This window comes from Bacillus sp. FSL R5-0585 (assembly GCF_038004545.1).
Taxonomy (GTDB): Bacteria; Bacillota; Bacilli; order Bacillales; family Bacillaceae_G; genus Bacillus_A; species Bacillus_A cereus.
In genome coordinates, this window is the sequence record NZ_JBBORJ010000001.1 from 4,788,839 (window position 1) to 4,813,920 (window position 25,082).

Here is a 25,082-nt window from a genome sequence, read left to right on the forward strand (position 1 = left end):
ATTGTTTTCTTGAGAAAATATGCAAAATACTTTTTTTGAAAATAAAAGGAAATAGAGAATATTTGCCCGATGTGCTAAAATGACCTTATTAAGGATGTGAAGCGATGGAATTTTTATTGCAGGATGCAATTCTATATATATCGTTTGTAACGACGGCACTTTGTTTATTAGAAGTTTTCTTCCTTGCTAATGTTTCTCGCTTTGTGCGTCAACAAGCATCAAGCGGTAGACAAAGAGCTTTTGCGTTAGTTGATACATGTGAAGATAGTGCGGGAAATGTACCGCTATTTTCTATTTTTTATAAATATGGAATGATTCGTTCTGTACGCAGACAAGAATCAAGTGAAGAGAATGACGAGGTCGGTCCGTATACGCCAATGTTTCGCTAAATAATTACGAAACATTGGAGGAATGAACATGTTAAAATCATACCGAGCTGTGCTCGTTAGTTTATCATTATTATTTGTTTTTGTTTTATCTGGTTGCAGTAATGCGGCCCCAATTGATGCACATAGTACTGGGATTTGGGATCATTATTTTGTATATCCAATCTCTTTTATGATTCAATTTGTTGCTCATCATATACCTGGAGCTAGCTTTGGGATTGCTATCATTATTATGACGCTCGTTATTCGTTCAGCGATGATTCCATTAGCTGTTTCGCAATATCGCAGCCAAGCGAAAATGAAGAAAATGCAACCTGAATTGCAGAAGCTAAAGAAAAAGTACGGTGATGTAAGCAAAGACCTTGAAAAACAAAAGCAGTATCAAAAAGAAATGTCAGAACTAATGAAATCAGGCGGTTGGAATCCACTTGCTGGTTGCTGGCCAATTTTTATACAAATGCCGATTTTCTCTGCTTTGTATTATGCGATTAGTAGAACTGAAGAGATTCGCACATCTTCGTTTTTATGGGTGAACCTAGGACATGCAGATCCATATCATATATTACCGATTATTGCAGCGTTAACGACATTTATTCAGATGAAAGTTTTCCAATCGAATATTACACCTGGAGAACAAGTGCAGATGCTGAAAATGCAGCAAATTATGATGCCAGCAATGATTCTATTTATGGGGTTTGCGGCGCCATCAGGACTTGTGTTGTATTGGATAACAGGTAACTTATTTACAATGACACAAACAATTGTATTAAGAAAAATAATGGAACGTGAAGAATTACAATTACAAAAGGCTTAGTGAAACACCGCTCATTACGAGCGGTGTTTTTTTTTGTTAAGTCGTTAAGGAAATGTTAAGAAACCGACATTACTATAGGCATTGTATACGAAAGTGTACATGCATTAGAAATATGAAGGAGGAAATTTCCTATGAAGAAGAAAACAGTTGGGTATTTAGCGATTGCAGGTGCGTTATCATTCGGAATCATTGGAGGAGTCGGCATTCCGGCATTCGCGGCAACGAATACTCCAACAGCTGAGCAAGCGACAAAAACAGCGAAAAAAGATTTAGATGCCGCTACAAAACAAAAAGTAAAAACGATTATGGACGATACAAAGAAACAGTTACAGGAGCTAGGTGTAAAGCTTCCAGAAAAAGAAAAACGTAAAGAAATGTTTGCGGGATTAGATGAACAGGCGAAAGAAAAAGCGAAGTCAATTTTAGAGCAAGAGAAGTCTGGTAAATTAACACGAGAACAAGCAAAAGAAGAATTAACAAAATTAGGCGTGAAGTTCCCGGAAAAGGGTAAGCACAAAGAAATGTTTGCGGGATTAGATGAACAGGCGAAAGAAAAAGCGAAGTCCATTTTAGAGCAAGAAAAGTCCGGAAAATTAACACGAGAACAAGCAAAAGAGGAATTAACAAAGCTAGGCGTGAAAATGCCGGAGAAAGGTAAGCATGGAGATATGTTTGCTAACTTAGATGAACAGACAAAAGAGAAAGCGAAGTCAATTTTAGAGCAAAAGAAATCCGGAAAATTAACGCATGAGCAAGCAAAAGAAGAATTAGCAAAATTAGGTGTGAAACTTCCAGAGAAAGAGAAGCATGAAGACATCTTTGCTGGATTAGATGAAGCAACAAAAACAAAAGCAAAAGCGATTTTAGACAACGAAAAGAAACAATTAGAGGCATTGAATGTTGATTTACCGCACCATAAGTTTTTTATGAAAAAAGAAGATAAATAATTGATTTATGTATCTTTCGTGTGGGCAACCGGAAGGTACGTGCGAGGACCGATTTCTGTCAGCAGAAATCGGTCCCTTTTAATGATTCAATAAAATTCTTTTCATTGTTAGTATGTATCCGAAGATGCAGTAGAAGATTGCAAAACTGATAAACACTTCCGTATATTGATATTTACCCAATACGTAGAAGGAAACAGCTGGTATAATAGCTACCGCTAAAATGCTATAACCAGGATACTTGTGCCGATGCATGATAGCGAATAGAATAGAGAGAAACGTAGCAATGATACAAAAGACAGCAATCATTATTGGTGCACCTCCTAAATAGATTATACCATTTTTAGGGAAATGGAGAAGTGTCGTACCTTCTGTTATAATATAAGAAGAGAAATATTTCCTATGTTATATAAAAAATATATTGATTTTTTCTAACAATTCAATATAATGAACAATAACTACAAAATTCGACATCAAGAAGTGATGATGAGGACACGATCAATTTTTTACGATTCTCAGAGAGGGAAGCCTTTGGCTGTGAGCTTCCTAATACGAAAAAATGGATTACCACCTCTGAACTGCAGCAGTGAACGAGCATCTAGTAATTGCTTGCCGGCAAAAACCGTTATTTAGACTTGAGAAATTGGTGAAGTGTGTTACTTTACGAATTGAAACAAGGGTGGAACCACGAATACAACACTCGTCCCTTTTTTAGGGAGGAGTGTTTTTTTATTTCATTTTTGCATCACACTAGGATTGGAAGGAGGTAATAACAGTAAATAAGAATCTATAAAAAACTATAAAAATTTACAATTACAGGTTTTATATTTTACAGAATTCAACCTATAATATTTTCAGGTGATGAAAAGGGGGGAAAAGGATGAAAACAACACGTACTTGTAAAATCAATTCTATTACAAAAGAACAAACGGAAGATTTAATTACTTTGATCCGTACGTTCGAAAGTGCAAAACGATATAGTTTTAATCGTTTGATTGAGGGCGAAAACGAGAAAGAATTGATAAAAAAACTACAACCTAAATATTTGTTAAATAAACGTTTTTGTGAAGATGCAATTTTACAAGCGCAAACGATCCTTTTCTCTCAAAAAGAACTTCTTCCTGTTTACCTAGAAAACAATCAAAAAAAGTTAGAAAAGACGTTACAAAAAATAGATGATTATGAACGCGGCAAAAAAAGACCTAAACAAGTTGCATTAGAAACTTGTCTAATTGGATTAAGAAAACGAAAACAAAAATTAGAACAAAAAATTGAAACGTATGCAAAACATATTAAAAATAAAACATTACCTCCTATTATTTTTGGTGGGCGGAAAAATTTCTATGAAAGAATGAAAGATAAGATATCCAATCAAGAATGGAAAGATTTGCGGACACGACAATTATATTCTCGCGGAGATAAAAGCAAAAAAGGGAATTTGAACATGCGCATTACAGTTGATGATTGTGGGCAAGGATGGTTAGAAATTGCAAATCCATTAGGACGAACAAATGGAAAAACAAAAAGCCCACGAATCAAAGTTCCGATTATCATTCCATATCATTTTTATCATCAAATCACAAATGTCGTTATGGGAAAGCAAATCGGTGTAAATCCAAAAGGAAAACCGATTATAGAGCATCAAAAATATAGTGTAGAAATCATTCGTAAACAAAATGAATTTTATGTAAATATTACGTTTGATGAAACAGAAATAGGTCGTGTACTAGATTTCAAGGAAACACCACAATCAGATGTAATTGCAGGAATTGATGTAAATCCGGACCGTATTGCAGTTAGTTTATGTACAAAACAAGGTAATTTTAAAGGTTCAAAAATTTTTTATCTACACAATCTGAATGCGTTTTCGACAAACAAACGCGCAACGATAATTGGACAAATCGTACAACAAATTAAAACATGGTTATTGGAAAACAATGTAGGTGGAATTGTTTTAGAAGATTTAAAGTTTCAACAATCTCATGATACTGATAAATACAGTAATCGTAATTTCCATCAATTTACGTATAAAAAGATGTTGAACAGTTTAATTCGTATGTCTCTTCGTAACGGATTTTCTGTTAAAACAGTAAACCCCGCTTATACAAGTGTGATTGGAAAATTAAAATACAGTAAAAATTTCGGTATTAGCGTTCATGAAGCAGCCGCATTCGCGATCGCAAGACGTGGATTAGAATTGCAAGAACAAGTACCACAAGAGATTATATTATTATTAAAAAACCAAATTACAACAAAACTGCGTATTCTTGTTGCTTCCATGGAAGAAAGTAAAAAGAATACGCAAAAAGTATATAAAAAATGGTTACAAACAATTCAAACGTGGAAAGAATATCACAATTGGAAATTGTGGAGCATTCTTCATAAAACTGTTTATATGAGCAATCAACAATTCGTATTTAAAATTTAAATGAGAAGGGGGGGTACTGGTTTATTTCTTATAACCTCTTGCATACTACTGACTTGGATGAATGGTAGTATGCAAGGACAGATCGTTCCTAACAGGAACCTGCCGTCATTCTTTCACAATAGGTGGATGAAAAGGTCACAACCCTTACGGACAGGAAAAAGGTGAGATTCCTTTTCGGTAGTTGGCATTTGACTTGGTTCGCCAACAATTTATAGATTTTTATAAGAATTTTAAACCAGGATACGCAGCATGCATCATGATGAGAAGAACAAAATTGGTTTAACGGTAGCACTTTCTATCGTAGTAGGAACGATTATTGGATCTGGTGTGTTTATGAAACCAGGGAGCGTATTAGATTACTCGGGGAGTTCTAATATGGCCATTCTTGCTTGGGTAATTGGTGGTCTGTTGACGTTAGCAAGTGGTTTAACAGTAGCTGAAATTGGAGCGCAAATCCCGAAAAATGGTGGGTTGTATACGTATTTAGAGGAGATTTACGGAAGTTTTTGGGGATATTTATCAGGTTGGATGCAAACAATTGTTTATGGACCTGCTATTATCGGAACATTAGGTTTATACTTTAGTTCTTTAATGATTAATTTTTTCTATTTAGATAAAGTGTGGAATTTACCAATCGCAATTGGAACGGTTGTGTTCCTTGGCGTTGTAAATAGTATGGGAACAAAATACGGAGGTATCGTTCAAACAATCACGACAATTGGGAAGATGATTCCGATTGTGTTAATTGTTGTGCTAGGTTTCTGGAAAGGGAATAGCGATATCTTTAACGTAGTTGTGCCGATATCGGAAAATCAAAGTATCGGTATGGCAATTTTAGCAACATTATTTGCTTATGACGGCTGGATTCTACTTGCGTCAATTGGTGGAGAAATGAAGAATCCAACAAAGCTATTACCGAAAGCAATGACAGTTGGGATTTTAATTGTAACAGCTGCTTACGTATTAATTAATTTGGCGTTATTGAATGTATTACCAGCAACGCAAATTGTAGAACTTGGAGAAAATGCAACAGCGACAGCTGCAGGAATGCTACTTGGAGAATATGGCGGGAAAATTATTAGTATCGGTATTATCGTTTCTATTTTCGGTTGTTTAAATGGAAAGATTTTAACATTCCCACGTATCCCGATGTCGATGGCAGAACGTGGACAACTTCCATTTGCTAAGTTTATTGCAAAGGAAAGTCCAAGATTTAAAACACCAGCAAATGCGATTACTGTTGAAATCATTTTAGGAATTATTTTAATGATTATTAGTGATCCGAATAAGCTATCTGAGATTTCCGTATTCATTATTTATATTTTCTATGTAATGACGTTTATTGGTGTCTTCATTTTAAGAAAACGTAATAAGAATAAAGAGCGTGCATATAGTGTGCCGTTATTCCCAATCGTACCAATCGTAGCGATTTTAGGTTCGTTCTTTGTAATTGGTAGTGCAATTATCAATGATCCGGTAAGTTGTTTCTTATCAATTGGAATTGTCTTTACGGGACTTCCGGTGTATTGGTATTTAAATAAGAAGAAAGAAACAGAATGATGGAAGGGTAGGCGTATAATACGCCTACCTTTTTTACTGTAAAAAAATTATACTTGCGTCCACTTTCTGTTTTGGTTACTATAGTCGTAGTAACCAAAATAGAAAGCGTGGGGAAAGACTTGAATTTTCGTGTTTATATTTTAGCTATCGCGGCTTTCGTAGTCGGAACGGTTGAGTTAATTATAGGAGGAACGCTCGATTTAGTTGCCAATGATTTAGGAGTATCTATTAGCGCAGCTGGTCAGCTTATAACAATATTTTCGGTAGTATTTGCTTTGTCAGGTCCAGTTTTATTAGCTGTGACAGGGAAGTTTGAAAGAAAAACATTGTATGTTGGAGCATTATCGATTTTCTTAATCGGAAATATTATTTCGGCATTTAGTGTGAATTACGGAATGCTAATGTTCTCAAGGGTTATTTGTGCGGCGAGTGGTTCATTAATTATTGCACTATCGGTAACACTTGCTTCTAGTGTTGTAGAACCGCATTTTCGTGCGCGTGCAATTGGAATCATTTTCATGGGAATTAGCGGATCACTCGTACTTGGAGTACCGCTCGGTCTTGTGCTCGGAAATGCATACGGATGGCGTGCACCATTTGTATTAATTTCTGTATTAACAGTTATGGCAATAGCTTGTATTTCATTGTTCTTAACGAAAGTACCACCGACATCGGTATTATCAATAAAAGAACAACTTGCTACTTTAAAAGATAAAAAAATTGTAAGTGCACAGTTAACATCATTTTTGTTTTTAACGGGGCATTTAACATTGTATGCATATTTAACACCGTTTTTAAAAGATGTCATGCATGTGGAAGCAAACTGGATTAGTGTGTTTTACTTTATTTTCGGAATCGCAGCAGTAATTGGTGGCGGATTCGGTGGCTGGCTTGCTGATAAATGGGGATCGAAGAAAAGTATTATTTCTATCATTATCGTATTTGCGTGTGCAATCTTCATACTGCCATTAATGACATTCTCATTCCCGCTCTTCATCATTATGATGGGACTTTGGAGTATGCTGAGCTGGGCGATTTCACCAGCACAGCAAAATTATTTAATTGAAATTGCACCGGAATCAGCTGGTATTCAGCAAGGTTTAAATAACTCTGCGCTTCATTTAGGAATTGCACTCGGTTCAACAGTAGGCGGAGTTGTTATTGAGAAATCATCTGTTATATATAATGCTTGGGTAGGCGGCGGCTTTATTATATTAGCGTTGCTTTGTGCGATTTTCTCGATTACGAGAGGACGTTCTAATGAGTTCGCAAAAGAAGAATCTATCATTTGATAGATTCTTCTTTTATTTGTAAAAAATTGCAGGTTTTAGTAGAAGGATGGAGAAGGTGTATATAGCGAGGTGAGGTATATGTATACGAATTTTTCAATTATTGGTCTTCTAATTTCAATGCTTCCGTTGTTTCTTATTATTCTTGCACTTAGATGGGTTCGTTTCATCTATCAAAATTCAGAGAAACAGGTAGAGCAAAATGAGAAAATCATTGAGCTGTTGATGGAGATAAAGGAACAAAATAAAAAGGAGTCTAAGTGAAAAACTAGACTCCTTTTTATTATTTAATTAGTATCTTAATTTCATTAACAAACTCTTAATTTCATCATCTTTCATAAAGAGATCGTGGTGCTTCTGGGTAATCTTTGCAAGTGCAACGTCGTGATAGAAAAATTCTGTAAAGAACTTTACGAAAGGTTGTGACATTGTTTTCATCGCTTGCCATGACTCTTGTTCTACGCCAGCAAATAAAATTTCACGATCGTCAACGATAAGTAGCAAGTAGCGCTCTAATGCATTAGGTTCTTCAGCTGGGATTAGAAAATGCATGTTTTCTAAGTCTGTTTCTACTTCTCCAACAATAAGGGATTCAATTTGAACACCTTGTTTTGCTTTTTGTTCTAGTAAAGGGAGATATTCTAAAAGAGTATCATTCCAAGCTGAAATACGGATTGATTCTTGTGCACTTTCAATGAGTTCTTTACTTTGAACTCGAATAGAAGATTGCATTTTTAAGCTCCACACACGGTCATCTGTAAATGATTTTTTTGATATATTTGTTTCCAGTTCTTTAATATTTGATTGGAATTCAGTCGTTAATTTTTCAATTGCTAGTTTTAGTGGTAATGCTGTATACAATTTTTTCTTTTCTGAAACAGAATCCATTACCATTCCTTTATCGATTAGGCGTGCTAGTACTTCATATATTTTTGCTTTTGGAACACCTGAATGCTTCACAATTGTTGTAGCATCTAATGGTTCATTGCTTGATACGACAACTTCATAAGCCTGGCTTTCATATTGTGAGAAACCGAATTTTTGTAACATAGTTCCCTCCGAACGAATGAGATTATATTTTAAGGATAATGAACTATTTGTTTTTGCACAAGTGGTAGTCCTTTTTCTAATTGTATTAAGGTGAGAATTAATTTCAATTTTTTAATTTTATCTATTATACTTAATATAATGATTAATAAGATTTTAATTTAATACGAAGGGGATGCTTGGGGGAAAATGTTAAGAAGTTTACGTTTAAAAATTGCGGTAGTGTTTTCAGTACTTATTTCTATGATGTTCGTAATATTGGGTACAGCTGTGTATCAATTACAGAAAGAAAAGGAAGTGCGTTCCTTAGACGAGTATTCTCAAAATGCGATGGATCTTGTGACAGAGCAACTTACGACATTTGTTCAAAGAACGGATGAAGATATGGGGTATTACGCGAACAGTGAGATGATTCGTAATATGCTTCAAGGTGGGGTTACTCCGGAAGAGGAAGCGTTTTTAACGAAAGAGTTTGCGGAGTATAAAAAGAATCATCCTGGTATTTTAGATTTATATATTGGTACGAAAGATAAAAAAACATTAAGTGCCAATCTTGCTGAAGGTGGGCAAGTGCCAGAAGGATATGATCCAACGACAAGACCATGGTATAAAGATTCAGAGGCTGATGTAAAAAAGGTCCATTGGGGACAACCTTCTTATGAAATTGCAACAGGAAAGTTAAGTGTAGGTGTTTCTAAAGCAATTACAGCTCAAGATGGATCTGTATTAGGCGTTGTTGCGATGGATGTATCGCTTGGGACGATTCAGAAGTTGCTTCACAATATTCAATACAATAATGACGGAGAAATGTTTATTATAAATGATAAAAATATGGCTCTTGTTTATCCAGAAAAGATAGGGAAAGATGTTTCTAAAGAGCCGCTTATAAAGAGCTTAAATAAAGAGGGAACAAAATATGCGGTCACTACAATAAAAGGTGAAGATGTAGTTGTTTACAGTCAATCATTTGATACGATGAAATGGACGATAGGAATCTTTTATCCGAAAGAAACGATTGATGGGCTATTAAATAGTACGAGAAATACAGTTATTATAATGGCATGTATTAGTTTATTAGTTGGAATTGTAGCTTCCTACTTGTTCTCAAGAAGATTAGCAAGACCACTGCAACTATTAAAAAATCACGTGCAAAAAGTAGCAGAAGGCGATTTAACGCTGCGAATGAAAGTGACAAGTGAAGATGAAGTTGGAGAGTTGACGAAGCACTTTAATGATATGGTTGAACAAATGAATGAAATGGTAAGTAAAATTAAAAACAGCGTATCAACGGTGCAACAATCAACGAATAGTTTACATTATTTAACGAACGAAACAGTAGCGGCTAGTAGAGAAGTTTCAGGAGCGATGGATGATGTGAGCGGAGGAGCTTCTACTCTTGCGAATAGTGTGGATGAAGTTTCAGCTCAGCTCGAGAATATGGCGGAGTCAGTGGAACAAATGAATAGCTCCGTTGGTGAAATAAAAGGTGTGGCTGGCAAAGCGGAAGAGGCATCTAAGCAAGGATTAAATACAATGAGGAATTTAATCCGTACGAGGGGACAATCATCTTCGATTGTTGTTCATACAGAAGAAGCATCGGATAAGTTAGAACAAAGAGTTGGATCGATTCAAAATGTTGTTGAGCTTATAAAAGGTATTTCGGATCAAACAAATTTACTTGCTTTAAATGCATCGATTGAAGCTGCCCGTGCAGGTGAGCAAGGTAAGGGATTTGCGGTTGTTGCTGAAGAGGTTCGGAAATTAGCGGAACAATCAAAAGAGGCAACCGGAGAAATCACAATGATGATTGGTGATGTACAATTAGAAGTAAAAAGGGTTGTAGAAGTTGTAAGTAAATTGAAAGACATTGCAGATGTGCAAAATAAAGTGACGACAGAGGCGGAAATGGAGTTCCGTACAATTATGTCAGTTGTAAATACGATTAGTACTTCAGTTGAAAAAATTGTAGAAGAGGTACATAACATAGGTTATGAGCAAGGGGAAATTACAGCGGTAATGCATACAATTGCTGGTACGAGTCAAGAAAGTGCAGCTGTTTCTGAAGAGGTACATGCTGCAACGGAATCACAGGTGAATCATTTAGAAAAGGTAGCTCACACGATGGAAAGTTTGACAGAACATATGAGAGATTTAGAAAGATTAGTCGAGCAGTTTAAAGTGGAAGAGTAACATATTAGTAAAATGATGAGGATTTCGGTAAAATAGACAATGGATATATAAGAAACGATTATAGGAGGAAGACTACTATGGCAATTGTTGATGTATCGATTATTCCAGTAGGAACAGGTAATCCAAGTGTTAGTGAATATGTAGCAGAAGTACAAAAGGTGCTAGAGAAAAATGCGGATCGCGTGAAGTATCAATTAACACCGATGAATACAATTATTGAAGGAGATCTTCCTGTCATTCTAGAAGTAATACAACAAATGCATGAAGTTCCATATACGAAAGGTGCACAGCGTGTTGCAACAACTATTCGTATTGATGATCGTCGTGATAAAGTAAGCACAATGGAGAAAAAATTAAACTCTGTTCGATCAAAATTATAAGAAAAAGCAGCGATCTTCGCTGCTTTTTTCATATAGGAGGTAAATAAAATGAGTGAAAAGTTTAACGAGCAGTTTGATGGTTTACTGGAGAAATATACTGAGCTGTTACTTGGAGAGAGCAATGAAGAGAGAAAAGAACAGGTACAGAAGTGGGCACTGTATTCTTACATAGCTAAGACGATGCCAGCTTTAGTAAAGCATTGGAATGAAACTTATCCAGATGCGAAAGAAGAGATGGTACAGTTAATTACAGATATTAAAAGGCTGAATGAAGAGAAGCGAAATGAGCAATAAAAAAACTTGAGGTAAATATAATCGCAAGTTTTCTGTATTAATATCCTTATATAATTTACATGGAATATAAAGGATTTTATAGGCATGTCGAATATTTTCGACATGCCTATTTTATGCCTAGTAAACTCCATTTTTCTAAATGTCGAAAAATATTTCGGGTATATTTATAAGCAGAAATATAGGTTTTTAAATGTTTTTATAGTATTTTATAAATTATCTAAATAATTATTTGTATCCAATAATTTTAAACAATGATATAATTTTGAAGAGGGGTAAAAAACAGATAAATTACAGTCATAGGGGTGAATTACATGGAACAATTAATGCGAAATTCGTTTCTTTTCTTATCTAAAAATAAAGCGCTAACAAAACTGGCTAAAAAGTACGGTTTACGCTTTGGGGCAGGTCGCTTCGTCGCAGGGGAGACGATTGAATTAGCGACAGCTGCTATTAAGCAATTGAACAAGCAAGGACTTTGTGTAACAATCGATTATTTAGGTGAATTCGTTGATAATGAAGCGGAAGCAAATGAAATGGCTAACCAATCGATTGAAGCGATCCGTGCAATTGGAAGAGAAGGTCTTGATTCGCAGCTTTCTTTAAAGATGACTTCTATGGGATTAGATATCTCTGATGAAATCGTAATGAACAATATGCGCCGTATTTTAGAAGCTGCAAAAGAAAATGGTGTGTTCGTTACCATTGATATGGAAGACTATACACGCTGTGGTAAAACAATTGATATCTTTAAACAATTAAAATCTGAATACGATAATATTGGTACTGTTATTCAAGCTTACCTATATCGTACAGAAAAAGATATTGAAGATTTAAATGCTTATAATCCTAATTTACGTCTTGTAAAAGGTGCTTATAAAGAACCTGAAGAAGTGGCATTCCCAGACAAGAAAGATGTAGATGACAATTATAAAAAGATTATTAAAATGCACTTATTAAATGGAAATTATACTGCAATTGCTTCACATGACGAAGCGATTATTGAATATACAAAAAAACTTGCTGAAGAACACAATATTCCAAGGGATCAATTTGAATTCCAGATGTTATATGGTATTCGTAATGAGCGTCAACTTGAGCTAGTAAAAGAAGGCTACAAAATGCGTGTTTACGTACCTTATGGAAACGACTGGTATGGATATTTCATGCGTCGTCTAGCAGAGCGTCCAGCAAACGTTGCGTTCGTATTAAAAGGTATGGTTAAAAAATAACCAAGGAGAAAATACTCCTTGGTTATTTTAATTGCTGAAATGCGTAATGTGCCATTTTTTTCGTATCAGGATATAGTTGCGCGCGAGTAGAAGATAATACGACGTTAATGACGCGTTTACCGTCTTTTTCATCCACTGTTACGACTGTATATTTGCCAAGTGCTGATAGACCGCTTTTACTTCCAATCGCATATGGATCGTCATATAGTTCTTCTCGTCCGTAGTTTGCGATGTTTGGAGAGCGTTCTGAAGTATGTAGAGTTGTACGTGTTGAATTCATATATTCTAAAACAACTGGATACTTTAATGCTTCTTTCGTAATAATAGCAATGTCATATGGCGATACTTTATTTCCAAGTGCATCAGCACCACTTGCGTTCTTGAAAGTCGCATGCTTTGTACCGAGTTCCTTCGCTCTAGCATTCATCATTTTTACAAATTCATTTTTTGATCCTGCAATATGTTCTGCGATGGATTCAGCTATTGGATCTGCACTAATGATAAGCATCAGTTTTAATGCCTCATCACGTTTTAACTTTTCCCCAGCACGAAGTTTAATTTTCTTGCTTTGACTTTCTGTTTTAATTGCGTTTTCTGTAACTGTAATTTCTTCATCCTCTTTTACATTCTCTAGTAAAAGAAGGGTTGTCATCATTTTGGCTATACTAGCCGGATAAGAGCGTTCGTCTTTGCGTTTTCCATACAAAACTTCACCTGTGTCTGCATCGATTGTAACTCCATATTGCCCAGTAATATTAGGTTGATCAGCTCTTACAGCTTGTTGCCTTTGTGCATAAGAGAAGAAAATCATCCCTGTAAATAGTGTGGCAATCATTACAATCATAACTATTGTTCGTTTCATTATAATTCCCTCATTTGTTACAAATAAATTGGGCAGAAAAAGCAGCCATTAATCATTATGCCACGTTCTCTGCCCAAAAATATAGCGTTATTTTTCGCCCATATTATGCTTTTTATATTGTTGGTTATTACCTTGACGTCCTTTTTCCACGCCGTGGTTATGCGGACCTGCGTTTCCAGTTACACTAGCTGCACTAATTCCAGCCTTTGAAGGGTTCTTCTTAAGTTTTGCCATATATATTCCTCCAGTTTCGTCAGATTATAAAAAGGGAAAGTGTATTTTAGTGAAGAAAATACATATATAGCATGGGCAAATAAAAGAAAAATATTTATTTCAGAAAATTTTATCAATAAATATATTGCGAAAATTTAAACAGTATCATATATTTATTAGTAGAGGCTCACTCATTGATTGCGACTTATGTCGAAAAATTGAATGAGCATTCATTCAAGAATAGGGGGAGAATTGGATGTTCCAAATTAAAAAGGCTGCTGTTCTAGGTTCAGGCGTAATGGGTTCGGGAATTGCGGCACACTTAGCTAATATTGGTATTCCGACATTATTGCTTGATATTGTACCACCTGCGCTTACGAAAGAAGAAGAAGCGAAGGGACTTACATTAGAACATAAAAGTGTGAGAAATCGTTTTAGTAATACGGCTGTGCAAAAACTATTAAAGCAAAAACCAGCTCCTCTGACAGTGAAAGGAAATTTAGCACTGATTGAAGCAGGTAACTTAGAAGATGACCTTGAGCGTCTAGCTGATGTAGATTGGATTATTGAAGTAGTAGTTGAAAACTTAGATATTAAAAAGAAACTATTTGAAAAAGTAGATGCGGTTCGTAAACCGTGTTCTATCGTAAGCTCGAATACATCAGGTATTTCAGTTGAAAAAATGGCAGAAGGTCGTTCAGACGACTTCCAGAAACACTTCTTAGGCACACACTTTTTTAACCCACCACGATATTTAAAACTTCTAGAGGTAATACCGACGAAAGAAACAGATCCACAAGTATTAAGCTTCATGAAACTATTTGGCGAAGACGTTCTTGGAAAAGGCGTTGTTATCGCAAAAGATACACCAAACTTTATTGGAAATCGCATCGGTACGTACGGTTTACTTGTTACTCTTCAAGAGATGGTAAAACGCGGCTATAGCATTGGGGAAGTTGATTCTGTAACAGGCCCACTTATTGGTCGTCCGAAGAGCGCAACGTTCCGCACATTAGATGTTGTCGGTTTAGATACATTCGTACACGTTGCAAATAACGTATATGAAAATGTGCAAGAAGAAGAGCGTGATGTATTTAAAGTACCAGCTTTCATGCATGACATGCTGGAGAAAAAATGGCTTGGAAGTAAAACGGGGCAAGGCTTCTTCTTAAAACAAGGAAAAGAAATTTTAGAACTAAATCCTGAAACGATGGAATATGAAGCGCGTAAAAAATTAAAAGCTGCATCCGTAGAGTTAAGTAAACAAGAAAAAGGATTAGCGAATAAATTGAAAGCGCTTGTATACGCAAAAGACCGCGCAGGAGAGTTATTATGGAACATCATTACACCAACTCTTTTATACTCTGCAAAACTTCATAAAGAAATTGCTGACGATATCGTTGCAATTGACCAAGCGATGAAGTGGGGCTTCGGCTGGGAGCAAGGGCCATTTGAAGTGTGGGATGCAATCGGCGTTGAAAAATCTGTTCAAAAGATGGAAGAAAACGGCGTAGTTGTTCCTACTTGGGTGAAAGAAATGTTAGAGAAAGGTTTCACTACTTTCTATAAACATGATAACGGCGATAGCTACTATTACGATAATGGCGAATATAAGCTAATCGAGCGTAATAAAAAAGCAATTTCTCTTAAGCAATTAAAAGCGAAAAATGGTGTATTAAAGAAAAATAGCGGAGCGAGCTTAATTGATTTAGGCGACGGTATCCTTTGCTTAGAGTTCCATTCGAAGAGCAATGCAATCGGTATGGATATTACGCAAATGATTAACTACGCTGTTGATGAAGTAGAAAAGAATTATAAAGGTCTTGTTATCGGTAACCAATCGAAGAACTTCTGCGTTGGTGCGAACCTAGCAATGATCTTAATGGAAGCACAAGACGACAACTACTTTGAAATTGAGTGGGTTGTGAAAAACTTCCAAGATGCAATGACGAAAATTAAGTACTCTTCTAAGCCAGTTGTAGCAGCACCATATGGTATGACGCTTGGCGGAGGTACAGAAGTTTGCTTACCAGCAGCGAGCATTCAAGCTTCTAGTGAAACGTATATGGGCTTAGTAGAAGTTGGTGTTGGCTTAATCCCTGGCGGAGGCGGTAATAAAGAGCTATACATTAAACACTTAAACAAAATGGCAAACGGTGTAGAGTTTGATCTGCAAAAAGTTGCAAATAAAGTGTTCGAAACAGTCGCAATGGCGAAAGTTTCAACTTCAGGACAAGAAGCAGTTTCTCATAACTTCTTAGGTGATAAAGATGGTATTAGTGTGAATGGTGATCACTTACTATACGATGCGAAACAGAAAGCACTTGCTTTATATGAAGCTGGTTATAAAGCGCCGATCCGCAAAAAGATACCAGTTGTTGGGGAAACAGGATATGCAACTCTTGCACTTGGTGCGGAAGCAATGCATTTATCTGGTTACATTTCAGAGTACGATCTTCACATTGCTAAGAAACTTGCATATGTCATTGCGGGCGGAAAAGTACCGTACGGAACAGAAGTTGATGAGCAATATTTATTAGATGTAGAACGTGAAGCATTTATTAGCTTAGTAAGTGAGATGAAATCACAAGCAAGAATGCAGCACATGCTTGTAAAAGGAAAGCCATTACGTAACTAATAACGAGGGGAGATATCGTTCATGAGAGAAGCTGTCATTGTTGCGGGAGCAAGAACACCAATTGGAAAAGCAAAGAGGGGTTCATTAAAAACAGTTCGTCCTGACGATCTAGGGGCGTTAGTAGTAAAGGAAACGTTAAAGCGTGCGAATTATGAAGGACCAATCGATGATTTAATTTTCGGTTGTGCGATGCCAGAAGCAGAGCAAGGTTTAAATATGGCTCGTAATATCGGCGGATTAGCAGGACTTTCTTACGATGTTCCAGCTATTACGATTAACCGTTACTGTTCTTCAGGTTTACAAAGTATCGCTTACGGAGCAGAGCGTATTATGCTTGGTCACTCTGAAGCTGTATTATCAGGTGGAGCAGAATCAATGAGTTTAGTTCCAATGATGGGACACGTTGTTCGTCCGAATAGTCGCCTTGTAGAAGCGGCTCCAGAATATTATATGGGTATGGGACATACAGCAGAGCAAGTTGCTGTGAAATATGGAATTTCTCGTGAAGAGCAAGATGCATTTGCAGTAAGAAGTCATCAACGTGCTGCGAAAGCATTAGCTGCAGGAAACTTTGCTGATGAAACAGTATCTGTAGATGTAACGTTACGTACTGTTGGATCAAATAATAAACTGCAAGAAGAAACAATCACTTTCGCACAAGACGAAGGTGTAAGAGCAGAGACGACGCTAGACATTTTAGGGAAATTACGTCCAGCATTTAACGTTCGCGGTTCTGTAACAGCTGGTAACTCTTCACAAATGAGTGACGGTGCAGCATCTGTACTATTAATGGATCGCGAAAAAGCAGTGAGCGATGGCATGAAGCCACTTGCGAAATTCCGTTCATTTGCAGTAGCTGGCGTACCACCAGAAGTAATGGGAATCGGCCCAATCGCTGCAATTCCAAAAGCGCTAAAACTAGCTGGCTTAGAGCTATCTGATATTGGCTTATTTGAACTAAATGAAGCATTCGCTTCTCAATCAATTCAAGTTATTCGTGAACTTGGTTTAGATGAAGAAAAAGTAAACGTAAACGGTGGTGCAATCGCACTTGGACATCCACTTGGCTGTACAGGAGCAAAACTAACACTATCTCTTATTCACGAAATGAAACGCCGCAACGAACAATTCGGTATCGTAACAATGTGTATCGGCGGCGGAATGGGAGCAGCGGGAGTATTTGAATTACTATAAAAAAAGTGGAAGCGGCTTGTTCAGAATGTGAGGGGGATGGAGCTTCAGACGTAGAGGCGTTCTTTGCCTCGCAGGAAGAAGCGAAGCCACCGAACATTCTAGCCGCTGGAACTGAATTATAAAAAAAGTGCAGGTGGCTCGTTTAGAACAGGAGGGCGTTGGAAGCCCTGACGAAGAGGCGCTTTTTGCCTCAAAGGAAGGGGTGAAACGACCGACTGTTTTAGCCACTGGAACTGGATTATAAAAAAAGTGGAAGCGGTTCGCTCAGAACGAGACGACGCTAAAGCAAAGAATGGAAGCAACAAAGGTTTATAAAAAAAGGGAGAGCCAGCTTCTTTCAAAAAGAGAGAAGCGGCTCATGAAAATATGAAGGAGGAAATTTTCATGGAAAAAACAGTAGGAAATGCGGTTAAAGGCGGTAGCTTTTTAGTAGATGAGATTACGATTGATCAAGTGTTTACGCCAGAAGATTTTTCATCTGAGCATAAAATGATTGCAAAAACGACAGAGGACTTTATCGTAAATGAAGTTCTTCCAGAGCTTGAATATTTAGAGCAACATGAATTTGATCGTTCAGTTCGTCTTTTAAAAGAAGCTGGGGAACTTGGTTTATTAGGCGCTGACGTACCAGAAGAGTACGGCGGAATTGGTCTTGATAAAGTAAGCTCAGCGTTAATCGCAGAGAAATTCTCTCGCGCTGGTGGCTTTGCAATTACTCACGGTGCTCACGTAGGTATCGGATCTTTACCAATCGTATTATTCGGTAACGAAGAGCAAAAGAAAAAGTATTTACCATTACTTGCAACTGGTGAAAAATTAGCTGCATACGCATTAACAGAGCCAGGTTCAGGATCTGACGCATTAGGTGCAAAAACAACTGCACGTTTAAATGCAGAAGGTACACATTACGTATTAAACGGTGAAAAACAGTGGATTACAAACTCTGCATTCGCTGACGTATTTATTGTATATGCAAAAATCGATGGAGAGCACTTCTCAGCATTTATCGTAGAGAAAGACTACGCTGGCGTATCTACAAGCCCAGAAGAAAAGAAAATGGGTATTAAATGTTCTTCAACTCGTACGTTAATTTTAGAAGATGCGTTAGTACCGAAAGAAAACTTACTTGGTGAAATCGGTAAAGGTCATATTATCGCATTCAACATTTTAAATATTGGTCGTTATAAATTAGGTGTTGGTACAGTTGGATCTGCGAAACGTGCAGTAGAAATTTCAGCACAATATGCAAACCAACGTCAACAGTTCAAACAACCAATCGCTCGCTTCCCATTAATTCAAGAGAAACTTGCGAATATGGCAGCAAAAACATATGCAGCTGAAAGCTCTGTATATCGTACAGTAGGTTTATTCGAAAGCCGCATGAGCACATTATCTGAAGAAGAAGTAAAAGATGGTAAAGCAGTAGCAGCTTCTATCGCTGAATATGCAATCGAGTGCTCTTTAAACAAAGTATTCGGTTCTGAAGTATTAGACTATACAGTAGATGAAGGTGTTCAAATTCACGGTGGTTACGGATTTATGGCAGAGTACGAGATTGAAAGAATGTACCGTGATTCTCGTATTAACCGTATTTTCGAAGGAACGAACGAAATTAACCGCCTAATCGTACCAGGTACGTTCTTACGTAAAGCGATGAAAGGTGAATTACCACTTCTTCAAAAAGCACAAAAATTACAAGAAGAGTTAATGATGATGATGCCAGAAGAAGTAGGCGATGAGCCATTAGCACTTCAAAAGTATTTAGTAACTAATGCGAAGAAAATCGGCTTAATGGTAGCTGGATTAGCGGCTCAAAAATACGGTAAAGCATTAGATAAAGAGCAAGAAATTCTTGTGAATATCGCTGACATCGTAAGCAATCTATACGCAATGGAATCAGCTGTTCTTCGTACAGAAAAAGCAATCAAAACAACTGGTCTTGAAAAGAATAAACAAAAAGTGTTATACACTGAAGTATTCTGCCAAGAAGCATTTAACGAAATCGAAGCAGATGCGAAAGAAACACTTATCGCAGTTGAAAACGGCGACATGCTGCGCATGATGTTATCATCATTACGTAAATTAACTCGCCACACACCACTTAACGTAATTCCGAAGAAACGTGAAATCGCTGCGAAAATTTTAGAAGATGAGCGTTACACAGTTTAATATCTTTAAATAACAGTAGTCGTATAAACGACTACTGTTATTTTTTTTGAAAAAAAGAAATTTTTAGTGACACAAAACTAATACCGTTAGTATAATAAAACTAATAGTATTAGTTTTCGTGAAAAGGGAGATGGAAATATGAGAATGATACATGAACAAACGGTATATCAATTGTCATTTTTGCCAAGAGCGTTTCCTGTAAATTGTTACTTTGTAGAGGAAGAAGATGGTTTAACTTTAATTGATGCGGCTTTGCCATATAGCGCAAAAGGTATTTTACAGGCGGCTGAGAAAATAGGAAAACCAATTACTAAAATTGTATTAACACATGCGCATGATGATCACATTGGTGCATTAGATGCATTAAAGGAAGTACTTCCTCAAGTTCCAGTCCATATTTCTAAGCGGGACGCAAAGCTGTTAGAAGGAGATACGACGTTACAAAAGGATGAACCGAATATACCGATAAAAGGCGGTGTACCTAAAAAATTAAAAACGGTACCTGATGTTTTATTGGAAGATGGCGACCGAGTTGGATCGCTTCTTGCGATTATGACACCGGGACATACGCCGGGCTCCATGTCGTTTCTTGATGTAAGAAATAAAGCTCTTATTGTTGGGGATGCATTCCAAACAAGAGGAGGTATGGCCGTTTCGGGACAAATAAAATTTTGGTTTCCGTTTCCGGCGATGGCAACGTGGAGCAAAGAAATATCATTACAAAGTGCACAGAAGCTAAGCGAATATGAGCCTTCCTTGCTTGCAGCAGGGCACGGAAAAATGATAAAGGATCCAGGGGCTGTCATAGAGCTTGCTATTAAGGAAGCGAAGCGGAATATAGAAAGTAAGAAAGAGGGTTAATTTATGTCACCGAGAATCGGACTTACATTACAGAAAATTGTAGAAACAGCTGCAGAAATTGCAGATACAAATGGAATACAAGAAGTAACGTTAGCTTCATTAGCGCAAAGATTAGGGATACGTTCGCCCTCACTATATAATCATGTAAAAGGGTTACAAGATGTACGGAAACATCTTGGTATTTACGGAATAAAACATCTGCATAACAAACTGGAAGAAGCAGCCGAGGATAAACGTATGGATGAAGCAATTCATGCATTAGGAGAAGCATATGTAGCATTTGTCCGAAAACATCCTGGACTATATGAAGCAACTTTTTTACGAGATGAAGAAGTAAGAAAAGCAGGTGACGGAATTGTAAAGCTTTGTCTTCAGGTTTTACAACAGTATGGCTTAGAAGGAGAGAATGCACTTCATGCGACACGCGGATTCAGAAGTATTTGTCATGGATTTGCTTCGATTGAACAACAGGGCGGATTTGGTTTGCCGTTAGATTTAGATATAAGTTTACATGTATTGTTGGAAACGTTTATTAAAGGGTTACGTGAATAAGAAGCGAGGCAAACAAAAACCTTAGAAGTGATTCTAAGGTTTTTTAGTGCATATAATTCGAAAAGAGCGGTAGGCTTTTTCTCATTACATGATATTATTTAGCAGGTTTGAAAAATGTGTATATGGCTAAGAAAAAGCAAACGAAACTGAATACGGTAGGATCTTGATATGGACTAGGCTCAGAGCCCTTCTGGATTTCTGTAAGGAAGTCATGTGTTTTCATGTTCATTGCTCCTTTAACTAATAAAATTTATATGATGCGAGGGTTATGGTGGATAGATAAGAAATTTTTGGAATTTCATCTAATAATTATTCTATAGTAATCTAATTCCAAAAACTATATAATACAAAGCTTTCATGATATGTAAAATTGCATATTATTCTTTTTGAAAAATTTGTTATATTATCTATATATTTGTATTAAAGGGTTTTTGTTAAGGTAATGAAAACAAATGGAGGAATAGTATGAGAAAAACAGTATTAGACGCGTATAATGCAGAAAGAGAAGTAGATAACATAACATATAAAAATCTAGTTGTAACGATTGCAAGCATTCTAGGGTTCTCACTCTTAGGGGGATTATTCCTTGCTTTAGCCCTTGGAATTTTTGGAGAAGAGGTATTACGTGCTAATTTAGAGGGCTATTATTTACTTCTATTTGATGCAGCTGTTGTTACTATTGTTTTATTTGCGTATAAACCAGTGCTTCATTTTATTAAGAACATATGGGATGTATCTATTTTAAAAAATGGGAAAACCTACTTGTATTTATTAATAGGTTTTATCATCATTGCATTAACTCAGTATGTAATGTTAGAGTTGTTTAGCTTTGAAAGTGCAGAGCAGCAACGAGATCAATTAGGGAGCTTAGGACTTCAAAATAGTCTACAAAGTATTATATATGTGTTAAGTGTTGCTATAATTACACCAATTAAAGAAGAAATTTTATATAGAGGTATTTTGTATCGATTTTTTGAAAAGAAATATAGTTTTCTAGTTGGTATCATTATTTCTTCCTTTATCTTTGGGATTCTTCATGGTGGTTTTCCGGTTACGGCAATGATTATGGGGATTGTATTTGCTATGTTATACAAAAAGACGCAATCTATTATACCTAGTATTATTTTACACATTATATGGAACTTACTTGTGAGTATAAGTATGATTGTATCTCTATAAAAATAAATACATAACCAGCATAAAAGATGAATGGCCTAGCTATTCATCTTTTATTTTGTTTATATGTGGGAAAAGTTGATGAATACAATCCAAAAAGAACCAAATACTAATGATGAATGAACAAAGAAAGGCGGGTATGTTATATGCAAAACTTAACAGAGCTTGAAGTAGAAAATTTACGTCATTTGATTGGTGGACACGCAACCATTATTAACAAGTTAGACCAGTATGCACAGGCTTGTACAGATCCACAACTGAAACAAATGCTACAAAAAGATGCGCAAGATGCACGAAATACGAAACAGCAATTAATGACTTTCCTAGGATAGGAGGAAGCGGAAAATGAATGAAAAAGATATGGTAAATGATTATTTAGCAGGATTGAATGCAAGTTTAACAAGCTATGCAAATTATATTGCTCAGTCTGATAATGAACAGTTACATCAAACGTTAATTCAAATTCGTAATCAAGACGAGGCGCGCCAACGTAATATGTATGAGTATGCAAAGCAAAAGAGTTATTACAAACCGGCAGCACCTGCTAATCCAATGATTGTACAGCAATTAAAAAGTCAATTAAGTGCGGAATAACAGGAAAAAGAAGACGAGCGAATTTATTCGCTCGTTTTCTTTTTGTATATGTCAATAAATACATAATAAATATTTTTCCAGTTGTAACAAATATGACGAAAATGGAATATAACAATTCACAAAAAGGACAAAAACTTTGTTCAATATTTCACAAAGTATCCATGGTTTCTATCGTGAGAACCTCTATAATTAGGATTGTAAAGAACAAAAGAAATAGATTATATGATCAATTAGGAGAGATTGCTATGAAAAGACATACAAGAAAAATTGCAATTATCGGTACTGGATTAGTTGGATCAAGTTGTGCGTATTCTATTGTGAATCAAGGTATTTGCGAAGAGCTATTATTAATTGATATAAATCATGAACGTGCAGTTGGGGAAGCAATGGATTTATCACATTGCATTAACTTTACAAATACAAGAACAAAAGTATATGCAGGAAGCTATGAAGACTGCAAAGATATGGACATTGTTATTATTACAGCAGGGCCAGCACCAAAACCTGGACAAAGTCGCTTAGATACTTTAGGAGCGAGTGCGAAGATTATGGAAAGTGTTGTTGGTGGTGTAATGGCAAGTGGATTTGATGGTATTTTCTTACTTGCATCGAACCCAGTTGATATTATTACATATCAAGTGTGGAAATTATCTGGATTACCTAGAAATCGCGTAATCGGTACTGGTACATCACTAGATTCTTCTCGCTTAAGAACAATTTTATCTGAAATGCTACATGTAGATCCTCGTAGTATTCATGGGTATTCATTAGGAGAACATGGTGATTCTCAAATGGTTGCTTGGTCTCATGTAACTGTTGGTGGAAAGCCAATTCTGCAAATTTTAGAAGAACAAAAAGAACGATTTGGTGAAATAGATTTAGATGAAATTGTTGAGAAGACTGCAAAAGCTGGCTGGGAAATTTATAAACGTAAAGGAACTACTTATTACGGGATTGGAAATTCTCTAGCATATATTGCGAGTTCAATCTTTAATGATGATCACCGTGTCATTGCTGTATCAGCCATTTTAGATGGTGAGTATGGTGAATATGATATTTGTACAGGAGTACCAGCTATTATTACTAGAGACGGTATAAGAGAAGTTGTAGAACTCAATTTAACAGAGGATGAAGAATCTCGATTCGCAAAATCAAACGATATTTTACGTGATTATATGAAAACAATTGGTTACTAACTTATAGAAGAAGGTGAAACAAATGAAGGAATATATAATGTCTCGTGTATTTAAAGCATCTGCTGGAATCGCACAAGGTATTTTCGTATCCCTCGGAATTGGTTTACTGATCGAAAATATAGGAAGAATTGTTGATATACCATTACTTATTACAATCGGAGTTGTTGCAAAATCACTAATGGCACCGGCAATTGGTGCCGGCATTGCTTTTATGCTCGGTGCAAACGGTCTTGTAATCTTCTCGGCGATGGTAGCCGGAGCGATTGGTGCCGGATCCATTTCAATTACTGAAGCTGGTCTAATTATTAAAACAGGTGAGCCAATCGGTGCATTATTAACAGCAACTTTAGCTGTATATATTGGTAAACGTTTAAGCGGAAAAACTGCTTTAGATATGATGCTCGTTCCATTTGCGGCCATATTAGGTTCTGGTTTAGTTGGTATTTGGTTATCTCATAATATTACTCCTGTTTTAAATGCAGTTGGAGCGTTCATTAAAGATAGCTCAGCTGGTAGCCCGTTTATCGCTTCTATCGTCATTGCAGTAGTTTGGGGACTATTACTTATCTCTCCAGCTTCATCAGCTGCGTTAGCGATCGCACTTAGCTTAGACGGTGTTGCAGGTGGGGCAGCTCTTGCCGGATGCGTCGCTCAATTTATCGGATTCTCTGTCATCTCAGCAAAAGAAAACAATTTAGGTGGCATATTAGCTCAAGCTCTTTGTACTCCGAAAGTACAGTTGCCAAATATCACTAAAAATCCAATGATTCTCGTCCCAACTGTCGTCGCCAGTGCTATAGTCGGTCCGGTATCCGCATTAATTTTCCAACTGGAAGCAGGAAAAGAAATTGCAGGTCTTGGATTAAGTTCTCTTATCGCACCAATTAATTTAATTTCCAGCCAAGGATGGGAAGTTCTCCCGGCGATGGTAATTACTTATATCGTCATTCCAGTAGCTGTTTCTTATATACTTTACATTGCTCTTAAAAAAGCAGGTCGTATTCATTCTGGTGATATGACTGTACCGCAATCTTAAATTGAAAATCTCCTTAATAATAGATAAAAG

General features: G+C 36.5%; 25 protein-coding genes and 1 other annotated feature. Of the genes, 21 read left to right on the forward strand and 4 right to left on the reverse strand.

Translation table 11 applies throughout. The features are described from left to right. Positions 1-104 precede the first annotated feature (104 nt). The 3 genes from MKY38_RS24580 to MKY38_RS24590 all read left to right on the forward strand — a co-directional run bounded on the left by MKY38_RS24580 (position 105) and on the right by MKY38_RS24590 (position 2,147). Positions 105-389, forward strand: coding sequence for a hypothetical protein (locus MKY38_RS24580; RefSeq protein WP_000394930.1), 285 nt, complete (start codon positions 105-107; stop codon positions 387-389). Positions 390-417: 28 nt separating this feature from the next. Next, a complete protein-coding gene (gene yidC / locus MKY38_RS24585; protein ID WP_000920522.1) occupies positions 418-1,200 on the forward strand; it encodes a membrane protein insertase YidC in 783 nt (260 codons plus the stop codon). A 131-nt stretch (positions 1,201-1,331) separates the two neighbouring features. Further along, on the forward strand, positions 1,332-2,147 hold the full coding sequence (locus tag MKY38_RS24590; RefSeq protein WP_016123710.1) for a hypothetical protein: 816 nt from the start codon (positions 1,332-1,334) through the stop codon (positions 2,145-2,147). Between the two features lie 78 nt (positions 2,148-2,225). Here MKY38_RS24590 and MKY38_RS24595 read toward each other — a convergent pair whose 3' ends face one another. Beyond that, on the reverse strand, positions 2,226-2,453 hold the full coding sequence (locus tag MKY38_RS24595; protein WP_025709833.1) for a hypothetical protein: 228 nt from the start codon (positions 2,451-2,453) through the stop codon (positions 2,226-2,228). Between the two features lie 165 nt (positions 2,454-2,618). Beyond that, positions 2,619-2,855, forward strand: a binding site (T-box leader). A 169-nt stretch (positions 2,856-3,024) separates the two neighbouring features. On the opposite strand from MKY38_RS24595, the gene MKY38_RS24600 reads away from it, so the two are divergent. From MKY38_RS24600 to MKY38_RS24615, 4 genes are all read left to right on the forward strand, one after another. Continuing rightward, a complete protein-coding gene (locus MKY38_RS24600; RefSeq protein ID WP_000859091.1) occupies positions 3,025-4,572 on the forward strand; it encodes an IS200/IS605 family accessory protein TnpB-related protein in 1,548 nt (515 codons plus the stop codon). Between the two features lie 249 nt (positions 4,573-4,821). Continuing rightward, positions 4,822-6,132 (forward strand): APC family permease, encoded by a 1,311-nt coding sequence (locus MKY38_RS24605; protein WP_065224358.1) that lies wholly within the window; start codon positions 4,822-4,824, stop codon positions 6,130-6,132. 107 nt (positions 6,133-6,239) lie between these two features. Beyond that, positions 6,240-7,424 (forward strand): MFS transporter, encoded by a 1,185-nt coding sequence (locus MKY38_RS24610; protein WP_137050290.1) that lies wholly within the window; start codon positions 6,240-6,242, stop codon positions 7,422-7,424. Between the two features lie 78 nt (positions 7,425-7,502). Continuing rightward, positions 7,503-7,685 (forward strand): hypothetical protein, encoded by a 183-nt coding sequence (locus tag MKY38_RS24615; protein WP_070180651.1) that lies wholly within the window; start codon positions 7,503-7,505, stop codon positions 7,683-7,685. Between the two features lie 27 nt (positions 7,686-7,712). Here MKY38_RS24615 and MKY38_RS24620 read toward each other — a convergent pair whose 3' ends face one another. Then, positions 7,713-8,471, reverse strand: coding sequence for a TrmB family transcriptional regulator (locus MKY38_RS24620; RefSeq protein WP_000939482.1), 759 nt, complete (start codon positions 8,469-8,471; stop codon positions 7,713-7,715). Positions 8,472-8,657: 186 nt separating this feature from the next. On the opposite strand from MKY38_RS24620, the gene MKY38_RS24625 reads away from it, so the two are divergent. The 4 genes from MKY38_RS24625 to MKY38_RS24640 all read left to right on the forward strand — a co-directional run bounded on the left by MKY38_RS24625 (position 8,658) and on the right by MKY38_RS24640 (position 12,561). Further along, positions 8,658-10,658 (forward strand): methyl-accepting chemotaxis protein, encoded by a 2,001-nt coding sequence (locus MKY38_RS24625; RefSeq protein ID WP_065224356.1) that lies wholly within the window; start codon positions 8,658-8,660, stop codon positions 10,656-10,658. 77 nt (positions 10,659-10,735) lie between these two features. Continuing rightward, a complete protein-coding gene (locus tag MKY38_RS24630) occupies positions 10,736-11,038 on the forward strand; it encodes an MTH1187 family thiamine-binding protein (RefSeq protein ID WP_001018860.1) in 303 nt (100 codons plus the stop codon). A 48-nt stretch (positions 11,039-11,086) separates the two neighbouring features. Then, positions 11,087-11,332: a YusU family protein gene (locus tag MKY38_RS24635; protein WP_001290594.1), complete on the forward strand. Its 246-nt coding sequence runs from the start codon at positions 11,087-11,089 to the stop codon at positions 11,330-11,332. A gap of 311 nt (positions 11,333-11,643) precedes the next feature. Then, on the forward strand, positions 11,644-12,561 hold the full coding sequence (locus tag MKY38_RS24640; RefSeq protein ID WP_000436772.1) for a proline dehydrogenase family protein: 918 nt from the start codon (positions 11,644-11,646) through the stop codon (positions 12,559-12,561). 22 nt (positions 12,562-12,583) lie between these two features. On the opposite strand, the gene MKY38_RS24645 is transcribed toward MKY38_RS24640, so the two are convergent. Together MKY38_RS24645 and MKY38_RS24650 are read right to left on the reverse strand one after the other, a co-directional pair. Beyond that, complete coding sequence (locus MKY38_RS24645; RefSeq protein WP_341050010.1) at positions 12,584-13,423, reverse strand: D-alanyl-D-alanine carboxypeptidase family protein; 840 nt, start codon at positions 13,421-13,423, stop codon at positions 12,584-12,586. Between the two features lie 87 nt (positions 13,424-13,510). Further along, on the reverse strand, positions 13,511-13,657 hold the full coding sequence (locus MKY38_RS24650) for a YuzL family protein (RefSeq protein WP_001096344.1): 147 nt from the start codon (positions 13,655-13,657) through the stop codon (positions 13,511-13,513). Between the two features lie 235 nt (positions 13,658-13,892). Between MKY38_RS24650 and MKY38_RS24655 the strand changes: the two genes are divergently transcribed. From MKY38_RS24655 to MKY38_RS24700, 10 genes are all read left to right on the forward strand, one after another. Beyond that, positions 13,893-16,274: a 3-hydroxyacyl-CoA dehydrogenase/enoyl-CoA hydratase family protein gene (locus MKY38_RS24655; RefSeq protein WP_070180649.1), complete on the forward strand. Its 2,382-nt coding sequence runs from the start codon at positions 13,893-13,895 to the stop codon at positions 16,272-16,274. A gap of 21 nt (positions 16,275-16,295) precedes the next feature. Beyond that, positions 16,296-17,468 carry an acetyl-CoA C-acetyltransferase gene (locus tag MKY38_RS24660; RefSeq protein ID WP_001206345.1) on the forward strand — a complete coding sequence of 391 codons (1,173 nt, stop codon included), beginning with the start codon at positions 16,296-16,298 and terminating at the stop codon, positions 17,466-17,468. Positions 17,469-17,852: 384 nt separating this feature from the next. Further along, positions 17,853-19,637, forward strand: coding sequence for an acyl-CoA dehydrogenase family protein (locus MKY38_RS24665; protein ID WP_000416282.1), 1,785 nt, complete (start codon positions 17,853-17,855; stop codon positions 19,635-19,637). A 138-nt stretch (positions 19,638-19,775) separates the two neighbouring features. Continuing rightward, entirely contained in the window at positions 19,776-20,498 is a 723-nt protein-coding gene (locus MKY38_RS24670; RefSeq protein ID WP_065224354.1) for an MBL fold metallo-hydrolase, read from the forward strand. Between the two features lie 3 nt (positions 20,499-20,501). Further along, a complete protein-coding gene (locus tag MKY38_RS24675) occupies positions 20,502-21,050 on the forward strand; it encodes a TetR/AcrR family transcriptional regulator (protein ID WP_000074933.1) in 549 nt (182 codons plus the stop codon). A gap of 465 nt (positions 21,051-21,515) precedes the next feature. Then, a complete protein-coding gene (locus tag MKY38_RS24680; protein ID WP_065224353.1) occupies positions 21,516-22,229 on the forward strand; it encodes a CPBP family intramembrane glutamic endopeptidase in 714 nt (237 codons plus the stop codon). 143 nt (positions 22,230-22,372) lie between these two features. Further along, positions 22,373-22,558, forward strand: coding sequence for a hypothetical protein (locus MKY38_RS24685; RefSeq protein WP_001180550.1), 186 nt, complete (start codon positions 22,373-22,375; stop codon positions 22,556-22,558). A 13-nt stretch (positions 22,559-22,571) separates the two neighbouring features. Beyond that, positions 22,572-22,820, forward strand: coding sequence for a spore coat protein (locus tag MKY38_RS24690; protein ID WP_001002981.1), 249 nt, complete (start codon positions 22,572-22,574; stop codon positions 22,818-22,820). A gap of 245 nt (positions 22,821-23,065) precedes the next feature. Beyond that, complete coding sequence (locus MKY38_RS24695) at positions 23,066-24,016, forward strand: L-lactate dehydrogenase (protein ID WP_000820649.1); 951 nt, start codon at positions 23,066-23,068, stop codon at positions 24,014-24,016. A gap of 22 nt (positions 24,017-24,038) precedes the next feature. Further along, positions 24,039-25,052, forward strand: coding sequence for a PTS transporter subunit IIC (locus MKY38_RS24700; RefSeq protein ID WP_000666172.1), 1,014 nt, complete (start codon positions 24,039-24,041; stop codon positions 25,050-25,052). Positions 25,053-25,082: the final 30 nt, after the last annotated feature.